The sequence below is a fragment of the Pseudomonas sp. LBUM1674 genome (assembly GCF_059695635.1).
The window spans coordinates 5,752,249-5,771,544 of record NZ_CP166779.1; the positions used below are offsets into that span (position 1 = coordinate 5,752,249).

A 19,296-nucleotide genomic window follows, 5' to 3' on the forward strand; every position below is an offset into this window, starting at 1 on the left:
TGACCCGCCTGGAATCCCCTCATGTCCGACCGCCTGACCCTGCTGCGTCCCGACGACTGGCATATTCATCTTCGCGATGGTGCCGTGTTGACCAATACCGTTGCGGATGTCGCGCGCACCTTTGGTCGCGCCATCATCATGCCCAACCTGGTACCTCCGGTGCGCAACGCCGCTGAAGCCGACAGCTATCGCCAGCGGATTCTCGCTGCACGCCCGGCCGGCAGTCGTTTCGAACCATTGATGGTGCTGTACCTGACCGACCGTACCCAACCCGAAGAAATTCGCGAGGCCAAGGCCAGCGGTTTCATTCACGCCGCCAAGCTGTACCCGGCCGGCGCGACCACCAATTCGGACTCTGGCGTCACCAGCATCGACAAGATCTTCCCTGCACTCGAGGCCATGGCCGAAGTCGGGATGCCCCTGCTGGTCCACGGTGAAGTCACCCGTGGCGATGTCGACGTGTTCGATCGCGAAAAAATCTTCATCGATGAGCACATGCGTCGTGTGGTCGAGCGTTTCCCGACGCTCAAGGTGGTGTTCGAACACATCACCACCGCGGACGCCGTGCAGTTCGTCAACGAGGCCTCGGCCAACGTCGGCGCGACCATCACCGCGCATCACCTGCTGTACAACCGTAACCATATGTTGGTGGGCGGGATTCGGCCGCACTTCTACTGCCTGCCGATTCTCAAGCGCAATACGCACCAGGAAGCGCTGCTCGACGCCGCCACCAGCGGCAGCGACAAGTTCTTCCTCGGCACCGACTCGGCGCCCCATGCCCAGCACGCCAAGGAAGCCGCGTGCGGCTGTGCCGGTTGCTACACCGCTTATGCCGCGATCGAGATGTACGCCGAAGCCTTCGAACAGCGTAACGCGCTGGATAAACTCGAAGCCTTTGCCAGCCTGAACGGCCCGCGTTTCTACGGCCTGCCGGTGAACACCGATCGCATCACCCTGGTCCGCGAAGAGTGGACCGCACCGACCAGCCTGCCCTTTGGCGAGCTGACTGTAATCCCGCTGCGCGCCGGTGAAAAACTGCGCTGGCGCCTGCTGGAGGAACACGCGTGAGTGAAGACCATTTCGACGACGAACAGGACGGTCAAGGCGGCGGAGGTGGTTCGCGCCACCCGATGGCTGAGCGCTTCCGTGGATACCTGCCCGTTGTTGTCGACGTTGAAACCGGGGGTTTCAACTCTGCCACTGACGCCTTGCTGGAAATTGCCGCAACCACCATCAGCATGGATGAAAAGGGGTTTGTATATCCCGATCACACTTACTTCTTCCGTGTCGAGCCGTTTGAAGGCGCGAACATCGAAGCCGCCGCCCTGGAATTCACCGGGATCAAGCTCGATCACCCGCTGCGCATGGCCGTGAGTGAAGAAGCGGCACTGACCGATATCTTCCGCGGCATCCGCAAGGCCCTGAAGGCCAACGGTTGCAAGCGGGCGATTCTGGTCGGGCACAACAGCAGTTTTGACCTGGGGTTCCTTAACGCGGCTGTCGCGCGCCTGGACATGAAGCGCAACCCGTTTCATCCGTTCTCCAGCTTCGATACCGCCACCCTTGCAGGCCTGGCTTACGGTCAAACGGTACTGGCCAAGGCCTGCCAGGCCGCCGATATCGACTTCGACGGTCGCGAGGCCCACTCGGCTCGTTATGACACCGAGAAGACGGCCGAGCTGTTCTGCGGCATCGTCAATCGCTGGAAGCAAATGGGCGGCTGGGAAGACTTCAACGACTGACTGCAATTGCAGGTTCAACTGTAGGAGCTGGCTTGCCAGCGAAGGCGTCTGTCGCCACACCACAGAATTACTGTGTATGGAAGGACCCCTTCGCTGCGATGCGGCGATCCGACAAGCCAGCTCCTACAGGAGTCAGCTGTGCGGCAAGTATCCAGCCCATAAAAAAACCGGCCTCCAGGGCCGGTTTTTTTATGCCTCGAACATGCCTTACAGCGCGGCAGCGTTCTCGGTCAGGTAAGCCGCGACGCCTTCGGTCGAAGCGGTCATGCCTTTGTCGCCTTTTTTCCAGTTGGCAGGGCAGACTTCGCCGTGCTCTTCGTGGAATTGCAGAGCGTCGACCAGACGGATCAGCTCTTCGATGTTACGGCCCAGCGGCAGGTCGTTGATGATCTGCGAGCGGACAACGCCTTTGTCGTCGATCAGGAACGCGCCACGGAAAGCCACGCCGCCTTCGGACTCAACGTCGTAGGCCTTGGCGATTTCGTGCTTCAGGTCGGCCGCCATGGTGTAACGAACTTCGCCGATACCACCATTGTTGACCGGGGTGTTGCGCCAGGCGTTGTGGGTGAAGTGCGAGTCGATCGAAACGGCGATCACTTCAACGTTGCGCGCCTTGAAATCGGACATGCGGTTGTCCAGAGCGATCAGCTCGGACGGGCAAACGAAGGTGAAGTCCAGTGGGTAGAAGAACACCAGGCCGTATTTGCCTTTGATGGCCGACGACAGGGTGAAGCTGTCTACGATTTCGCCATTGCCGAGTACGGCCGGTACGGTGAAGTCAGGGGCTTGCTTGCCTACGAGTACGCTCATTGGATATCTCCTGGTGTAAAAACGTGAAGTTCCGGGTTTGCGCCAGCCTGCCACCTTCAGGCGACAGCCCTGTGACACGCACCCCCTCCATAAGGACCGGCCATCATACACTGCGTTTTTGAGCTGTCCTTAACGGTTTTTCGCAGACAGGCTAAAATGCCATTGAGGGGTTACTGGCATATTGCTTAGGAGAGAACCGTTCGTCAGCCACCTCCCCTTATAACGCGAAGCTTTCAGAAACCACTTTGACAATCATTCTCGTTAACATTAAGATCCATCGCAATTGAGTCACAACCAGCGACGGTTTTCACTTATGTATGTCTGCCTCTGCACTGGCGTCACCGACGGCCAAATCCGCGATGCGATTTATGAAGGATGCTGCAGCTACAAGGAAGTCCGCCAGGCTACCGGTGTTGCCAGCCAATGCGGTAAATGCGCCTGCCTTGCCAAGGAAGTGGTGCGTGAAACCCTGACCAAACTGCAATCGGCCCAGGCTACGATTCCTTACCCCGTAGAATTTACTGCCGCGTAAATACCCTGTTTCTAAGAACCGGACTTGATGTCCGGTTTTTTTATGCCTGAATATCAATCGCTTACGCTCTAGACGCGGAACACAAACATTCTTATTCCGATTAATTTTCACTTAACTTTCAATAACTTAGGTTTGACACTCTTAATTGTGCGGCTCAAACTCTGCCTTATAGACAGCTAATACAGGGCAGGACCCCATCATGAAAGGCGACATTACAGTCATCCAGCATCTCAACAAGATCCTTGCCAATGAGCTGGTCGCGATCAATCAATACTTTCTGCATGCGCGCATGTACGAAGATTGGGGTCTGAACAAGCTCGGCAAGCACGAATACCACGAATCCATCGACGAGATGAAACACGCGGACAAGCTGATCAAGCGCATCCTGTTCCTCGAAGGCCTGCCTAACGTCCAGGACCTGGGCAAGCTGCAGATCGGCGAACACACCCAGGAAATGCTGGAGTGCGACCTGCGTATCGAAAAAACCGGTCATGCCGATCTCAAGGTGGCGATCGCGCATTGCGAAACCGTTGGCGACTTCGGTAGCCGTGAATTGCTCGAAGACATCCTTGAATCCGAAGAAGAACATATCGACTGGCTGGAAACCCAGCTGGGCCTGATCGATAAAGTCGGTCTTGAGAACTATCTGCAATCGCAGATGGGCGAAGAGTAAATCAGCGCCCGCTGAACTCGAGACATTAAAAAGCCCCGCTCTCTTACGAGGTGCGGGGCTTTTTTTGTAGGAGCTGGCTTGCCGGCGAACAACGATGACGCGGTGTTACTGATAGACCGCGTTATCGTTCTTCGCGAGCAATCGAGCGTCGACCGGCTGCTCCTACAGGAAGCCAATCAGGCTTCAGTCTTGCCAGCTGCGGCTTTTTCAACAGCAGCCTTGATGGTGGCTTGCAACGAACCATCGGCAGACATTTCAGTCATGATGTCGCTACCGCCGACCAGTTCACCACCGACCCACAGTTGCGGGAAGGTTGGCCAGTTGGCGTATTTTGGCAGATTGGCACGGATTTCCGGGTTCTGCAGGATGTCCACGTACGCGAACTTCTCACCACACGCCATCACGGCCTGCGCGGCTTTCGCAGAAAAGCCACACTGCGGGGCATTCGGCGAACCTTTCATGTAAAGCAGAATGGTGTTGTTGGCAATCTGCTCTTTAATCGTTTCGATGATATCCATGGAGCACCTCGGCTGAACTTTCCGACTCAAGGGTCGGCACGGTGGCGCATTGTAACGGAAACCCGAGCGCCATGCTCGGTCTCCCCGACAGACATGTTCAAGCGGCCACCACGGTGACTGGTACTCCGTTCAACGCCGCATTGCCCGACAACTCATCGAGCTGACATTCATCCGTCAGGTCGTTGGCACTGGCGCCTGGCTGGCCACTGGCAATCGTCATCTGCACACCCGGCCGCGCATGGCCCCAGCCATGAGGAAGGCTGACCACGCCTTTCATCATGTCCAGGCTGCCAAGCACTTCAACTTCGATGACACCGACCCGCGAACTGACCCGCACTCGCTGCCCGTCGTTGAGCCCCCGACTGGCCAGATCGTCCGGGTGCATCAGCAATTGATGGCGCGGCTTGCCCTTCACCAGGCGGTGATAGTTATGCATCCACGAGTTGTTGCTGCGTACATGACGGCGGCCGATCATCAGCAACTCATCAAAGGCCGGAGCTTGCAGGGCGGCGAAACGCGCCAGGTCGGCAAGGATCGCCGCCGGTGCGGCCTGAACTCGCTGGCTGGCGGTTTTCAGACGTGGCGCCAGGTTGGACTTCAGTGCCCCGAGATCGACACCATGCGGGTGATCGAACAACGTCGCCAGCGACAGCTTGTGCTGCGAAGCATCGCCATACAGCCCCGCCCGCAAGCCGCGATCGATCATCTGCGCCGGCGGGACCGTCGGCTTCAATTCCTTGCCGGTCTTCGCGGCAAAGGCCTTGGCCAGCCCGACGAAAATTTCCCAGTCATGCAACGCACCTTCCGGTTTGGCCAGAATCGCGCGGTTGAAGCGCGTCACGTTACGTACCGCGAACATATTGAAGGTGGTGTCGTAGTGATCGTTTTCCAGCGCCGAGGTCGACGGCAGGATCAGGTCGGCATAACGCGTGGTTTCATTGATGTACAGGTCGACGCTGACCATGAACTCCAACCCGTCCAGCGCCTGTTCCAGTTGCCGGCCATTGGGAGTGGAGAGCACCGGATTGCCCGCCACGGTGATCAGCGCCCGAACCTGCCCTTCCCCTTCGGTGAGCATCTCTTCGGCCAGCGCCGACACCGGCAGTTCGCCAGCGTACTCGGGACGCCTGGACACCCGACTCTGCCACAGATTGAAGTGCCCGCCCGAAGTCGACGCCACCAGGTCCACTGCTGGTTCGGTGCACAACGCCCCGCCCACGCGATCGAGGTTGCCGGTGACCAGATTGATCAGTTGCACCACCCAATGGCACAAGGTGCCGAACGCCTGGGTCGAAACGCCCATGCGCCCGTAGCAAACCGCTGCCTGCGCAGCCGCGAAGTCCCGCGCCAGTTGGCGGATCTGTTCGGCCGGCACGGCGCACAGCGGGCTCATGGCCTCGGCAGTGAAACTCGCGACGGCGACACGCGCTTCATCCAGACCGTCCACAGGCAAATGACTGTCGCGGGTCAGCCCCTCAGCGAATAGGGTATTGAGTAGCCCGAACAACAAGGCCGCATCACCACCCGGGCGCACGAACAGATGCTGGTCGGCCATCGCCGCCGTTTCGCTGCGGCGCGGATCGACCACCACCACTTTGCCGCCCCGGGCCTGAATGGCCTTCAGGCGTTTTTCCACGTCCGGCACGGTCATGATGCTGCCATTGGACGCCAGCGGATTGCCGCCCAGGATCAGCATGAAATCGGTGTGATCGATGTCCGGGATCGGCAACAGCAAACCGTGGCCGTACATCAGATGGCTGGTCAGGTGATGGGGCAATTGGTCGACCGATGTCGCGGAAAACCGGTTGCGGGTTTTCAGCAGGCCGAGAAAGTAGTTGCTGTGGGTCATCAGCCCGTAGTTGTGCACGCTGGGATTGCCTTGATAGACCGCCACCGCGTTCTGGCCGTGACGTTCCTGAATCGCCGCCAGGCGTTCGGCGACCAGGCTGAAGGCCTCTTCCCACTCGATAGGCAGCCATTCACTGCCGACCCGCCGCATCGGCTGGCGCAGGCGGTCCGGATCATTCTGAATATCCTGCAGCGCAACGGCCTTGGGACAGATATGCCCGCGGCTGAACGTATCCTGGGCATCACCCTTGATCGAGGTGATCTGCACGCTGCCTTCGGCCTCGGTGGTTTCGATGGTCAGGCCACAGATGGCTTCACACAGGTGGCAGGCACGGTGATGGAGAGTCTTGGTCATGGCCAGTCTCTGTCTTGTTCTGGGCGGGCATTGTCGGCCGCGGGAACAAAACTATGGCGCGTGACCCGGCGTCGCGCCAGCGAGGTTCGTCTTGTGAATCGGTGACCATCAGGCCAGCCGATGGCGTTCGGGATCAGTTTGGCGGCAGGTTCGCCGGCGCCTGCAACTGGATCTCCTGAATGGTTTCGATCTGTTCCTGGGCGAGATGAACGCCGGTGAGTTCGCCGATCAGCCGCCAGTGCTCGTCGAGACCGGTGCTGATGGTCGCCATGCGGTCGATCATCCGACGGCCGGCAGCCTTGGTGACCTCGTCGTTACTGCGCATCAGCTCGAAGGACATCGAGGTCATGGACGCAGTGAGATGGGTGAGGGAGCGGGCCGTGAGGCTGAGTAATTCCATTAACTGCTGTTCTTTCGATTCCATTCCAAAGGCTCCCTACGTCGCTTGAATCTTAGTTATAACCCAGCCCCCTGCTTTATCAAATGTTTCAGTCCGCAAAAGCGGCCAATGGCCAGCAGAAAACCGACCATCGCCATGCCAACCCCAACCCGTTTTATTGCAAAGCCCTGCGGGCCCAGTGTACAAATGACCGGCTGCTGTCAGGAAACAGGCTTCAAAAGCGCTACTGCGGTCACCCCGTAGCCCCTCTGGAATCCCCTAACACCGTAGCCCCTATTGGTAAGACGCGACATTTAATTATAAGATCGCGCCTTCCCCTATTTCGTCGCCCCGTGCGGCTTACGCCGCAGGTCTCGCCCGTTTTTCAGTTAAACAAGGCTTTGAGTATCTGCGGTCTGTTGCAAAAAGGTAGTCAATGATGAGCGCAAGGCACTTTCTCTCCCTGATGGATTGCACGCCCGAAGAGCTGGTCAGCGTGATCCGTCGAGGCGTTGAGCTCAAAGACCTGCGTAACCGCGGCGTACTGTTCGAGCCCCTGAAAAACCGCGTGCTCGGGATGATTTTCGAGAAGTCCTCGACCCGCACCCGAATTTCGTTCGAAGCCGGCATGATCCAGCTCGGTGGCCAGGCGATCTTTTTGTCGCCGCGCGACACCCAACTGGGCCGTGGCGAGCCGATCGGCGACTGCGCCATCGTGATGTCGAGCATGCTCGATGGCGTGATGATCCGTACTTTTGCCCACAGCACCCTGACCGAATTCGCCGCCAACTCCCGCGTACCGGTGATCAACGGCTTGTCCGATGACCTGCACCCGTGCCAGTTGCTGGCCGACATGCAGACGTTCCTCGAACACCGCGGCTCGATCCAGGGCAAGACCGTGGCCTGGATCGGCGACGGCAATAACATGTGCAACAGCTATATAGAAGCGGCGATCCAGTTCGACTTCCAGTTGCGTGTCGCGTGCCCGGAAGGTTTTGAGCCCAACCCGGAATTCGTGGCCAAGGCCGGCGATCGGGTGACCATCGTCCGCGATCCGAAGGATGCCGTGCGCGGCGCCCACCTGGTGAGCACCGACGTCTGGACCTCCATGGGCCAGGAAGAAGAAACCGCCAAGCGCCTGAAGCTGTTCGCGCCGTTCCAGGTCAATCGGGCCCTGCTCGATCTGGCCGCAGAAGATGTGCTGTTCATGCATTGCCTGCCCGCCCACCGTGGCGAGGAAATCAGCCTCGACTTGCTGGACGACAAGCGCTCCGTCGCCTGGGATCAAGCGGAGAACCGGCTTCACGCACAAAAGGCCCTGCTCGAGTTTCTGGTCGAGCCGGCGTATCACCACGCATGAGCCATCCCTTACTGCTTAACCTGCGCAACCTCGCTTGCGGCTATCAAGGCCAGCGGGTGGTACAGAACCTCAACCTGCATTTGAATGCCGGTGATATCGGTTGCCTGCTGGGCTCTTCGGGCTGCGGCAAGACCACTACCCTGCGGGCGATTGCCGGTTTCGAACCGGTGCACGAAGGTGAAATCCAGCTGGCCGGGGAAACAATCTCCCGCGCCGGCTTCACCCTCGCCCCGGAGAAGCGCCGGATCGGCATGGTGTTCCAGGACTATGCGCTGTTCCCGCATTTGAGCGTGGCCGAAAACATTGCCTTCGGGATCCGCAAACATCCGCAGAAAGATCGCGTCATCGAAGAGCTGCTGGAACTGGTCAACCTGAAAAACCTCGGCAAGCGCTTCCCCCATGAGCTGTCCGGTGGCCAGCAGCAGCGTGTCGCCCTGGCCCGGGCCCTGGCACCGGAACCACAACTGCTGCTGCTCGACGAACCCTTCTCCAACCTCGATGGCGAACTGCGACGCAAGCTCAGCCACGAGGTACGCGACATCCTCAAGACCCGTGGCACCAGCGCGATCCTGGTGACCCATGACCAGGAGGAAGCGTTCGCGGTGAGCGACCATGTGGGGGTTTTCAAGGAAGGTCGTCTGGAACAGTGGGACACGCCCTACAACCTGTATCACGAACCGCTGACGCCGTTTGTGGCCAGTTTCATCGGCCAGGGTTACTTCATTCGCGGTCTGTTGAACAGCCCGGAGTCGGTGCAGACCGAGCTGGGCGAGTTGCGCGGCAACCGGGCTTACACCTGGCCGATCGGTGGGGCAGTGGACGTGCTCCTGCGTCCGGATGACATCGTTTATGCGCCGGACGACGGTTTGAAGGCGAAGATTGTCGGCAAGTCTTTCCAGGGGGCGTCGACCTTGTATCGCTTGCAGTTGCCGACTGGCGCGCAGCTGGAGTCGATTTTTCCGAGCCATGCCGATCATCAGGTGGGTGCAGAGGTCGGCATTCGGGTTGCGGCTGAACATCTGGTGCTGTTCCAGGCATCCGGCAGTACGGCGGCGCAGATTCCGGTGATCGAGCCCGGTGTCCGCCGCTACAGCACTGCCAGCTGATACACACGGACTTTTGTGGGAGCGAGCTCGGTCAACCCAGCATCAGCGTTCCGCTCGCAACGAGCGTCGCTCCCCGCCAATCTTCACCCGCCTCCCCTCCAGCTACACGCGATCCCCCTCCAGTCGGCAAAACAACTCCCCGCCCCGCTTCGAACACTGATAAGCCGTCAGGCGCGACCGATATCGGCGAACTTCGCCTGGGTGTGCTCGGCCAGCACGGCAGGTGCCAACTCGACTTCCAGACCACGACGACCGGCACTGACAAAAATGCTGACAAAAGGCTGGGCCGATGTATCGATAAAGGTGCGTAAACGTTTTTTCTGCCCCAGCGGACTGATCCCGCCCAACAGGTAACCGGTGGATCGCTGCGCAGCCGCCGGGTCGGCCATTTCGACTTTTTTCACCCCCGCCGCGTGAGCCAGGCCCTTCAAGTCGAGACTTCCGACGACCGGCACCACCGCCACCAGCAATTCACCTTTTTCACTGGCGGCCAGCAAGGTCTTGAACACCTGCGCCGGGTCCAGTCCCAGTTTCTCCGCGGCCTCCAGCCCATAGGACGCCGCCTTGGGATCATGTTCGTAACTGTGCACTCGATGTTCGGCACGAACTTTTTTCAACAAATCCAATGCAGGGGTCATGGCAGCTCCAGGCTTGGCGATAGAAGAAAAATACTGCGCTGGATTCTAGGACATTGATCGACAAATGGCTCTATTGCCGTGCTGTTTCAATGGCTTGGTGATGCCTTGTGCCGTTCGTCCATGTTCCGCCCGCAGCGTGAACGATGTGGTCATTGATGTGACTAATAGTTCGATTGTGACTGACGGTTCACTTTCGACCTTTGACAGCAGCGTTTCTTGTCTATATTTTTTCGAATACGAATACAGTACAAATGTCTCACCGCAGTACCCGGCAGTAAACCGAGGAACAGGATGGGGATCCTGCCTCGGTGAAAATCGCGCTTTGACCAAGATGAAAAAGCGCCCTACAACAACAAAAAACGAGGTTTTCAATGACAACTGCTTTACAACAACCGTCGCTCTCGAGCCAATGCATGGCCGAATTTCTGGGTACTGCGCTGCTGATATTTTTCGGTACCGGTTGCGTTGCCGCGCTCAAGGTTGCGGGTGCCAGCTTTGGCCTGTGGGAAATCAGCATCATCTGGGGCGTCGGCGTAAGCATGGCAATCTATCTCACCGCAGGCGTTTCCGGGGCGCACCTCAATCCGGCCGTCAGCATCGCCCTGAGCATTTTTGCCGATTTCGAAAAGCGCAAACTGCCCTTTTATATTTTCGCCCAAGTTGCCGGTGCGTTCTGTGGAGCGTTGCTGGTGTACACGCTGTACAGCAATTTATTCTTCGATTACGAACAAACTCACCAAATGGTCCGTGGCACTCAGGCCAGCCTCGAATTGGCGTCGGTGTTCTCCACCTTCCCCAACCCGGCCTTGTCTACCGCCCAGGCCTTCCTGGTTGAAGTCATCATCACTGCCATCCTGATGGGCGTGATCATGTCCCTGACCGACGACAACAATGGCCTGCCGAAAGGCCCGCTGGCGCCATTACTGATCGGGCTGCTGATTGCCGTGATCGGCAGCTCGATGGGCCCGTTGACCGGTTTCGCGATGAACCCGGCACGTGACTTCGGCCCCAAACTGATGACTTTGTTTGCAGGCTGGGGTGAAATTTCCCTCACCGGCGGGCGCGATATCCCGTATTTCCTGATTCCGATTTTTGCACCGATTGTCGGTGCCTGCCTCGGTGCTGCCGCCTATCGCGGGCTGATTGCCCGTCATCTGCCCAGCCCCATACCTGCTACAACGGACGCAGCACCGGCCATTGACGGCAAACCAAGAACCTCTTGATAGCGTTGGCGTGCGATCCTGCCCATTCGATCCCGCGCCTGATCCCACTCCCTTATTTCGTTCAAGGCAATCGACATGACCGACATTCAGAATAAGAACTACATCATTGCCCTCGATCAGGGTACGACCAGCTCCCGCGCGATCATTTTCGACCGTGACGCGAATGTGGTCTGCACCGCACAGCGCGAATTCGTCCAGCATTACCCGCAGCCCGGCTGGGTCGAACACGACCCGATGGAAATCTTCGCCACCCAGAGCGCGGTGATGGTCGAGGCCCTGGCTCAAGCCGGCCTGCATCACGACCAGGTAGCGGCCATCGGTATCACCAACCAGCGCGAAACCACCGTGGTCTGGGACAAGATCACCGGCCGCCCGATCTACAACGCGATCGTCTGGCAGTGCCGGCGCAGCACCGAAATCTGCCAGCAGCTCAAACGCGATGGCCATGAGCAATACATCAGCGACACCACCGGCCTGGTCACTGACCCGTACTTCTCCGGCACCAAGCTCAAGTGGATCCTCGACAACGTCGAAGGCAGCCGCGAGCGCGCACGCAAAGGCGAACTGTTGTTCGGTACCGTCGACAGCTGGCTGATCTGGAAATTTACCGGCGGCAAGGTCCATGTCACCGATTACACCAACGCCTCGCGCACCATGCTCTTCAACATCCACTCCCTGGAGTGGGATGCGAAGATGCTGGAAGTGCTGGATATTCCGCGCGAGATGCTGCCAGAAGTTAAGTCGTCATCAGAAATCTATGGCCACACCAAAAGCGGCATTGCCATCGGCGGTATCGCTGGCGACCAGCAAGCCGCCCTGTTCGGCCAGATGTGCGTCGAGCCAGGCCAGGCGAAAAACACCTACGGCACCGGTTGCTTCCTGCTGATGAACACCGGCGACAAAGCGGTGAAGTCCAAGCACGGCATGCTGACGACTATCGCTTGCGGTCCACGGGGTGAAGTGGCTTACGCGCTGGAAGGTGCCGTGTTCAACGGCGGCTCTACTGTTCAATGGCTGCGTGATGAACTGAAGATCATCAACGACGCCCACGACACCGAATACTTCGCCAACAAGGTCAAGGACAGCAACGGCGTGTACCTGGTGCCGGCCTTCACTGGCCTGGGCGCGCCGTATTGGGATCCGTATGCCCGTGGCGCATTGTTCGGCCTGACCCGCGGCGTGCGCGTGGATCACATCATTCGTGCTGCGCTGGAGTCGATCGCCTACCAGACCCGCGACGTTCTGGACGCCATGCAACAGGATTCCGGCGAACGCCTCAAGTCCTTGCGCGTGGACGGCGGTGCCGTCGCGAACAACTTCCTGATGCAGTTCCAGGCCGACATCCTCGGCACCCAGGTGGAGCGTCCGCAAATGCGCGAAACCACCGCACTGGGCGCCGCTTACCTGGCCGGTCTGGCCTGCGGTTTCTGGGGCAGCCTGGATGAGTTGCGCGGCAAGGCTGTGATCGAGCGCGAATTCGAACCGACCCTGGACGAAACCGCCAAGGAAAAACTCTACGCCGGCTGGAAAAAAGCCGTCAGCCGCACCCGCGATTGGGAACCGCATGAAGGCGCTGAATAAGCCAAGCTGAGTACTCGTATCTGTATGTAACTGGTAGGGAGCAGATTCCTCCGGCATCATGGGCAAATTTTGCACGGCAGCCCAAAGGACGCCCCATGAATCTGCCTCCCCGTCAGCAGCAAATCCTCGAACTGGTCCGCGAACGCGGCTATGTCAGCATCGAGGAAATGGCTACGCTGTTCGTCGTTACCCCGCAAACCATCCGCCGCGATATCAATCAGCTCGCAGAAGCCAATCTGTTGCGTCGCTACCACGGCGGCGCAGCCTACGATTCCAGCGTCGAAAACACCGCCTACGCCATGCGCGCCGACCAGATGCGCGATGAAAAACAGCGTATCGGCGAAGCCATTGCCGCGCAGATCCCCGATCACGCCTCGTTGTTCATCAATATAGGCACCACGACCGAATCGATTGCCCGGGCGCTGCTCAATCACAATCACCTGAAAATCATCACCAACAACCTGCATGTGGCCTCGATGCTCAGCGCCAAGGACGACTTCGATGTGCTGCTGACGGGGGGCAACGTGCGCCGTGATGGCGGTGTGGTTGGCCAGGCCAGTGTCGACTTCATCAACCAGTTCAAGGTCGACTTCGCCCTCGTGGGTATCAGTGGCATCGACGAGGACGGCAGCCTGCTGGATTTCGATTATCAGGAAGTACGGGTGTCCCAGGCGATCATCGCCAATGCTCGGCAGGTGATCCTAGCTGCCGACTCCAGCAAGTTCGGGCGCAACGCCATGATTCGCCTGGGGCCGATCAGCCTGATCGATTGCCTGGTTACGGATCAGCAGCCTGTGCCGGCCCTGGCGCAGTTATTGAATCAGCACAAGATTCGGTTGGAGGTGGTTTAACCCCCCTGCATCTTCGTCGTCTGCACCGACGCCTTCGCGAGCAGGCTCGCTCCCACAGGGTCTGCGCAACCCTTGTGGGAGCGAGCCTGCTCGCGAATAGGTCGTGCATGCGTCACATCCCCAGCGGCTGACCGCGCATCTGAATGTTCGAAAATTTTCCTTTCCCAGTCCTTCGATCAGTATTTTCAATCGAAGTTAGCTGGCTGTGGGCGCGTTTATGGGCTACCATTTTCGCAAATGAACATTAATGTTCGAAATCCAATACAGAAATCAAAAAGCCCGAGGCCAGCCGATGCCCACTTCTACCTTGCCTACGCCCCCTCTCGCCGAGGTCTACGATATCGCCGTCATCGGTGGTGGGATCAATGGCGTGGGGATCGCAGCGGATGCCGCCGGTCGCGGTCTTTCGGTGTTCCTTTGTGAAAAGGATGACTTGGCCAGCCATACCTCGTCGGCCAGCAGCAAGCTGATCCATGGTGGTCTGCGCTATCTCGAACATTACGAATTCCGCCTGGTGCGCGAAGCCCTGGCCGAGCGCGAAGTGCTGCTGGCCAAGGCGCCGCACATCGTCAAGCAGATGCGCTTCGTACTGCCGCACCGTCCGCACCTGCGTCCAGCCTGGATGATCCGTGCAGGCCTGTTCCTTTATGACCATCTGGGCAAAAGGGAAAAACTCGAAGGCTCGAAGAGTCTCAAGTTCGGCCCGGACAGCCCGCTGAAAAGCGAAATCAGCAAAGGCTTCGAATACTCCGATTGCTGGGTCGATGACGCGCGTCTTGTCGTACTCAACGCCATGGCTGCCCGCGAGAAAGGCGCCCACGTTCACACCCAGACCCGTTGTGTCAGCGCTCGTCGCACCAAGGGTCTGTGGCACCTGCACCTGGAACGCGCCGATGGCAGCCTGTTTTCGATCCGGGCCAAGGCGCTGGTCAATGCGGCAGGACCGTGGGTCGCCAAGTTCATCCGTGACGACCTGAAAATGGAATCGCCGTACGGCATCCGCCTGATCCAGGGCAGCCACTTGATCGTGCCGAAAATGTATGAAGGCGAACACGCGCACATTCTGCAAAACGAAGATCAGCGTATCGTGTTCACCATTCCGTACCTGAACCACTTCACCCTGATTGGCACCACCGACCGCGAGTACACCGGCGACCCGGCCAACGTGGCGATTACCGAAGGCGAAACCGATTACCTGCTCAAAGTGGTCAACGCCCACTTCAAGAAGCGCATCAACCGCGACGACATCCTGCACAGCTATTCCGGCGTTCGTCCGCTGTGCAATGACGAATCCGACAACCCGTCGGCCGTCACCCGCGATTACACCCTGGCCTTGTCGGGCACGGGCGAAGAAGCGCCGCTGCTGTCGGTGTTCGGCGGCAAGCTCACCACTTACCGCAAACTGGCCGAGTCGGCGCTGGCGCAACTGGCGCCGTACTTCAAGGACATCAAGCCACGCTGGACCGCCAGCGCGACCCTGCCGGGCGGCGAAGACATGACCACCCCGCAGGCACTCAGCTCGCGGATCCGCGACACGTTCGACTGGGTGCCGAGCGAGATCGCTCGTCGTTGGGCCACCACTTACGGCAGCCGCACCTGGCGCATGCTCGAAGGTGTGCAGAACCTGAGCGACCTGGGCGAACACATCGGCGGCGGCCTCTATACTCGCGAAGTCGATTACCTGTGCAGCGAGGAGTGGGCGACCACGGCGCACGACATTCTGTGGCGTCGCAGTAAGCTCGGGTTGTTCACCACTGCGGATGAGCAGCAAAAGCTGGCGGATTATCTGAGCAAGGTCGAGCAGAACCGCAGCAAGATTGAAGCGGCCTGATCGGGAAACCGGTTAAACGAAAGCCCCTGATCTCACGATTCAGGGGCTTTTTTGCATTTCGCCAGACACCTTCCCCCCCTTGTGGGAGCGAGCTTGCTCGCGATAGCGGTTTCAACTCCAACATAGTTGCTGACGGATCCACCGCTATCGCGAGCAAGCTCGCTCCCACAGGGAATGGGTTGCTCCCAGATCGCATTCGGTTTTCCGAACGCGATCTGTCGATCGATTCGGTTAACCGGATAATCCAGCGCATAAAATACCGCCATAAATAATTAATAACCTTATAAATCAATAACTTGATCTATACGGCCTGGCCTGGCACGAGTCATGCTCTACACTCTTGGACGAATGCCTGTTGCGCGGACACTTCAGTAGCCGGCAGCCATTCGAAGCACAAAAGGGCCGATGAACTGGCTCCATAAAAAAAACAATGTCGAGGAAAATTTGATGCGCATCGTTCCCCATCTCCTGGGCGCAGCCATTGCTGCCGCTCTGATTAGCACTCCAGTTTTCGCTGCCGAACTCACCGGCACACTGAAGAAGATCAAAGAGTCCGGCACCATCACCCTCGGGCATCGTGACGCTTCCATTCCGTTTTCCTATATCGCGGATGCTTCCGGCAAGCCAGTTGGCTACTCCCACGATATCCAGTTGAAAATCGTTGAAGCCATCAAAAAAGACCTGGACATGCCCAACCTCCAGGTCAAATACAACCTCGTGACTTCGCAGACCCGTATTCCGCTGGTGCAGAACGGCACCGTGGATGTCGAGTGCGGTTCCACCACCAACAACGTCGAGCGTCAGCAGCAAGTTGCCTTCTCCGTCGGCATTTTCGAAATCGGTACCCGCCTGCTGTCCAAGAAAGACTCCAAGTACAAGGAATTCGACGACCTCAAGGGCAAGAACGTCGTGACCACCGCGGGCACCACGTCCGAGCGTATCCTCAAGTCGATGAACGCCGACAAGCAAATGGGCATGAACGTCATCTCCGCCAAAGACCACGGCGAGTCCTTCCAGATGCTGGAAACCGGCCGCGCTGTTGCCTTCATGATGGACGACGCCTTGCTGGCGGGTGAAGCGGCCAAGGCCAAGAAGGCCGATGACTGGGCCGTCACCGGCACTCCACAGTCCTACGAAATCTACGGCTGCATGGTCCGCAAGGGTGACGAGCCGTTCAAGAAGGCGGTCGACGACGCGATCATTGCGACCTACAAGTCGGGCGAGATCAACAAGATCTACGAAAAATGGTTCATGCAGCCGATCCCGCCTAAAGGCCTTAACCTGAACTTCCCGATGAGCGACGAGCTCAAGGCCCTGATCGCCAATCCGACCGATAAAGCGGCTGACGAAAAGAAATCCTGATTTCTGACTAACCTTATCTCCTGAGAGGGTCTCTGCCCTTTCAGGGATGGTCACTCCCTGCTGGCATTTTCTGGAAACACTCGAACCGGTGGCTGTCGAGCCGCTCGTGTGTGCCTGACCGTCAAGGTCGGATGGGAACGGAGCTTCCCCAAGCGGGCATTTGTACATCGATCGAATCCGAGGGGAGACCCTAATGAATTACAACTGGGACTGGAGCGTATTCTTCAAGTCCACCGGCGTGGGCAGCGAGATTTATTTCGACTGGTACCTCTCCGGTCTGGGCTGGACCATCGCCATCGCCGTCGCCGCCTGGATCATCGCGCTGCTGCTGGGCTCGATCCTGGGCGTCATGCGCACGGTGCCGAACCGCATCGTATCGGGCATCGCGACCTGCTACGTCGAACTCTTCCGTAACGTGCCGCTGCTGGTTCAGCTGTTCATCTGGTACTTCCTGGTACCCGACCTGCTGCCTGCAAACTTGCAAGAGTGGTACAAGCAGGACCTGAACCCGACCACTTCGGCCTTCCTCAGCGTCGTGGTGTGCCTGGGTCTGTTCACTGCCGCACGTGTTTGCGAACAAGTGCGTACCGGTATCCAGGCGCTGCCCCGCGGCCAGGAAGCCGCCGCTCGCGCCATGGGTTTCAAGCTGCCGCAGGTTTACTGGAACGTACTGCTGCCCCAGGCTTACCGGATCATCATTCCGCCGCTTACCTCGGAATTCCTCAACGTCTTCAAGAACTCCTCCGTCGCGTCGCTGATCGGCCTGATGGAGCTGCTCGCGCAGACCAAACAGACCGCCGAGTTCTCCGCCAACCTGTTCGAAGCGTTCACCCTGGCGACGCTGATCTACTTCACCCTGAACATGGGCCTGATGCTGCTGATGCGCGGCGTCGAGAAGAAAGTCGCCGTGCCTGGCCTGATTTCCGTAGGGGGTAAATGATGGAATTCGACTTCTCGGGCATCATCCCGTCCCTGCCGGGTTTGTGGAACGGCATGGTCATGACCCTGCAACTGATGGCGCTGGGCGTGATCGGCGGGATCATCCTCGGCACCATCCTCGCACTGATGCGTCTGTCCCACAGCAAACTGCTGTCGAACATTGCCGGCGCCTACGTTAACTACTTCCGTTCGATCCCGCTGCTGCTGGTCATCACCTGGTTCTACCTGGCGGTGCCGTTCGTGCTGCGCTGGATCACCGGCGAAGACACCCCGATCGGCGCATTCGCGTCGTGCATCGTGGCTTTCATGATGTTCGAAGCGGCGTACTTCTGCGAAATCGTCCGGGCTGGCGTGCAGTCGATTCCCAAGGGCCAGATGGGTGCCGCCCAGGCCCTGGGCATGACCTATGGCCAGATGATGCGCTTGATCATCCTGCCGCAAGCGTTCCGCAAGATGACCCCGCTGTTGCTGCAACAAAGCATCATTCTGTTTCAGGACACCTCGCTGGTCTACGCGGTCGGCCTGGTGGACTTCCTCAATGCTTCGCGCGCCAGTGGCGACATCATCGGTCGCTCCAACGAGTTCCTGATCTTCGCCGGTTTCACCTACTTCATCATCAGCTTTGCCGCCTCGCAGCTGGTCAAGCGTCTGCAAAAAAGGTTCGCCGTATGATCTCTATCAAGAACGTCAACAAGTGGTATGGGGACTTCCAGGTACTGACTGACTGCAGCACCGAGGTCAAAAAAGGCGAGGTGATCGTGGTGTGCGGGCCGTCCGGCTCCGGCAAATCCACCCTGATCAAATGCGTCAACGCCCTGGAACCGTTCCAGAAAGGCGACGTGGTGGTCGATGGCACGTCCATCGCCGACCCGAAGACCGACTTGCCGAAACTGCGTTCGCGCGTGGGCATGGTGTTCCAGCATTTCGAACTGTTCCCGCACCTGAGCATCATGGACAACCTGACCATCGCGCAGATCAAGGTGTTGGGTCGCAGCAAGGATGAGGCTTCCAAGAAAGCCCTGCAACTGCTTGAGCGCGTCGGTCTTTCGGCCCATGCCAAAAAGCATCCCGGGCAACTTTCCGGCGGTCAGCAACAGCGCGTGGCGATTGCCCGTGCGCTGGCGATGGACCCGATTGTCATGCTGTTCGACGAACCGACCTCGGCGCTCGACCCGGAAATGGTCAACGAAGTGCTCGACGTGATGGTGCAACTGGCTCACGAAGGCATGACCATGATGTGCGTAACCCACGAAATGGGCTTCGCCCGCAAAGTGGCGGACCGCGTGATCTTCATGGACCAGGGCAAGATCATCGAAGACTGCAAAAAAGAGGATTTCTTCGGCGACATCAGCCACCGCGCCGAGCGTACGCAGCACTTCCTCGCCAAGATTTTGCAGCACTAAGCACCGGGCACTTGCTCAAAGCCTCACAACTTCCCTGTGGGAGCGAGCTTGCTCGCGATAGCGGACTGACATTCAACATCAATGTTGAATGTCACGGCCTCATCGCGAGCAAGCTCGCTCCCACAGGGGCCGGTGGTGGCTCACG

19 protein-coding genes are annotated in these 19,296 nt (G+C 58.7%); 14 read left to right on the top strand and 5 right to left on the bottom strand.

The features are described from left to right. Positions 1–21 precede the first annotated feature (21 nt). Together pyrC and rnt are read left to right on the top strand one after the other, a co-directional pair. Positions 22–1,068, top strand: a complete 1,047-nt coding sequence (gene pyrC / locus ACA067_RS26460; protein WP_497459195.1) for a dihydroorotase — start codon at positions 22–24, stop codon at positions 1,066–1,068. Continuing rightward, positions 1,065–1,742, top strand: a complete 678-nt coding sequence (gene rnt / locus ACA067_RS26465) for a ribonuclease T (protein ID WP_497459196.1) — start codon at positions 1,065–1,067, stop codon at positions 1,740–1,742. The genes pyrC and rnt overlap by 4 nt, the downstream gene beginning before the upstream one ends. A gap of 207 nt (positions 1,743–1,949) precedes the next feature. Here rnt and ACA067_RS26470 read toward each other — a convergent pair whose 3' ends face one another. Further along, positions 1,950–2,552 (bottom strand): peroxiredoxin, encoded by a 603-nt coding sequence (locus ACA067_RS26470; RefSeq protein ID WP_064679479.1) that lies wholly within the window; start codon positions 2,550–2,552, stop codon positions 1,950–1,952. A gap of 313 nt (positions 2,553–2,865) precedes the next feature. Here ACA067_RS26470 and ACA067_RS26475 point away from each other — a divergent pair, with 313 nt between their 5' ends. Further along, entirely contained in the window at positions 2,866–3,084 is a 219-nt protein-coding gene (locus tag ACA067_RS26475) for a bacterioferritin-associated ferredoxin (RefSeq protein ID WP_497459197.1), read from the top strand. A 199-nt stretch (positions 3,085–3,283) separates the two neighbouring features. After that, positions 3,284–3,757 carry a bacterioferritin gene (gene bfr / locus ACA067_RS26480; protein ID WP_064679481.1) on the top strand — a complete coding sequence of 158 codons (474 nt, stop codon included), beginning with the start codon at positions 3,284–3,286 and terminating at the stop codon, positions 3,755–3,757. Between the two features lie 176 nt (positions 3,758–3,933). Here bfr and grxD read toward each other — a convergent pair whose 3' ends face one another. The 3 genes from grxD to plzR all read right to left on the bottom strand — a co-directional run bounded on the left by grxD (position 3,934) and on the right by plzR (position 6,902). Next, positions 3,934–4,275, bottom strand: a complete 342-nt coding sequence (grxD, locus tag ACA067_RS26485; protein ID WP_046047090.1) for a Grx4 family monothiol glutaredoxin — start codon at positions 4,273–4,275, stop codon at positions 3,934–3,936. Between the two features lie 97 nt (positions 4,276–4,372). Next, positions 4,373–6,478, bottom strand: coding sequence for a molybdopterin oxidoreductase family protein (locus ACA067_RS26490; RefSeq protein ID WP_497459198.1), 2,106 nt, complete (start codon positions 6,476–6,478; stop codon positions 4,373–4,375). Positions 6,479–6,611: 133 nt separating this feature from the next. Then, a complete protein-coding gene (gene plzR / locus ACA067_RS26495; protein ID WP_128872627.1) occupies positions 6,612–6,902 on the bottom strand; it encodes a PlzR type 4 pili assembly inhibitor in 291 nt (96 codons plus the stop codon). A 394-nt stretch (positions 6,903–7,296) separates the two neighbouring features. Between plzR and argF the strand changes: the two genes are divergently transcribed. Both argF and ACA067_RS26505 read left to right on the top strand, forming a co-directional pair. Continuing rightward, entirely contained in the window at positions 7,297–8,217 is a 921-nt protein-coding gene (gene argF / locus ACA067_RS26500; protein ID WP_497459199.1) for an ornithine carbamoyltransferase, read from the top strand. After that, positions 8,214–9,323, top strand: coding sequence for an ABC transporter ATP-binding protein (locus tag ACA067_RS26505; protein ID WP_497459200.1), 1,110 nt, complete (start codon positions 8,214–8,216; stop codon positions 9,321–9,323). Before argF ends, ACA067_RS26505 begins: the two co-directional genes overlap by 4 nt. A 167-nt stretch (positions 9,324–9,490) precedes the next feature. On the opposite strand, the gene ybaK is transcribed toward ACA067_RS26505, so the two are convergent. Further along, on the bottom strand, positions 9,491–9,961 hold the full coding sequence (ybaK, locus tag ACA067_RS26510; protein ID WP_497459201.1) for a Cys-tRNA(Pro) deacylase: 471 nt from the start codon (positions 9,959–9,961) through the stop codon (positions 9,491–9,493). A 371-nt stretch (positions 9,962–10,332) separates the two neighbouring features. Between ybaK and ACA067_RS26515 the strand changes: the two genes are divergently transcribed. The 8 genes from ACA067_RS26515 (at position 10,333) to ACA067_RS26550 (ending at position 19,151) form a co-directional block, all read left to right on the top strand. After that, positions 10,333–11,184, top strand: a complete 852-nt coding sequence (locus ACA067_RS26515; RefSeq protein ID WP_497459202.1) for an MIP/aquaporin family protein — start codon at positions 10,333–10,335, stop codon at positions 11,182–11,184. A 75-nt stretch (positions 11,185–11,259) separates the two neighbouring features. Beyond that, the gene (gene glpK, locus ACA067_RS26520; protein ID WP_497459203.1) at positions 11,260–12,765 is read left to right on the top strand and encodes a glycerol kinase GlpK; all 1,506 of its coding nucleotides are present in this window, start codon (positions 11,260–11,262) and stop codon (positions 12,763–12,765) included. A gap of 95 nt (positions 12,766–12,860) precedes the next feature. After that, complete coding sequence (locus ACA067_RS26525) at positions 12,861–13,616, top strand: DeoR/GlpR family transcriptional regulator (RefSeq protein ID WP_047599375.1); 756 nt, start codon at positions 12,861–12,863, stop codon at positions 13,614–13,616. Positions 13,617–13,908: 292 nt separating this feature from the next. After that, on the top strand, positions 13,909–15,447 hold the full coding sequence (gene glpD, locus ACA067_RS26530; RefSeq protein ID WP_497459204.1) for a glycerol-3-phosphate dehydrogenase: 1,539 nt from the start codon (positions 13,909–13,911) through the stop codon (positions 15,445–15,447). Positions 15,448–15,894: 447 nt separating this feature from the next. Next, positions 15,895–16,809, top strand: a complete 915-nt coding sequence (locus ACA067_RS26535; RefSeq protein ID WP_497459205.1) for a glutamate/aspartate ABC transporter substrate-binding protein — start codon at positions 15,895–15,897, stop codon at positions 16,807–16,809. 193 nt (positions 16,810–17,002) lie between these two features. Beyond that, entirely contained in the window at positions 17,003–17,749 is a 747-nt protein-coding gene (locus tag ACA067_RS26540) for an amino acid ABC transporter permease (protein ID WP_497459206.1), read from the top strand. Further along, entirely contained in the window at positions 17,749–18,420 is a 672-nt protein-coding gene (locus ACA067_RS26545; RefSeq protein WP_497462850.1) for an amino acid ABC transporter permease, read from the top strand. Before ACA067_RS26540 ends, ACA067_RS26545 begins: the two co-directional genes overlap by 1 nt. Further along, positions 18,417–19,151, top strand: a complete 735-nt coding sequence (locus ACA067_RS26550) for an amino acid ABC transporter ATP-binding protein (protein ID WP_497459207.1) — start codon at positions 18,417–18,419, stop codon at positions 19,149–19,151. The genes ACA067_RS26545 and ACA067_RS26550 overlap by 4 nt, the downstream gene beginning before the upstream one ends. The last annotated feature ends 145 nt before the right edge of the window (positions 19,152–19,296 follow it).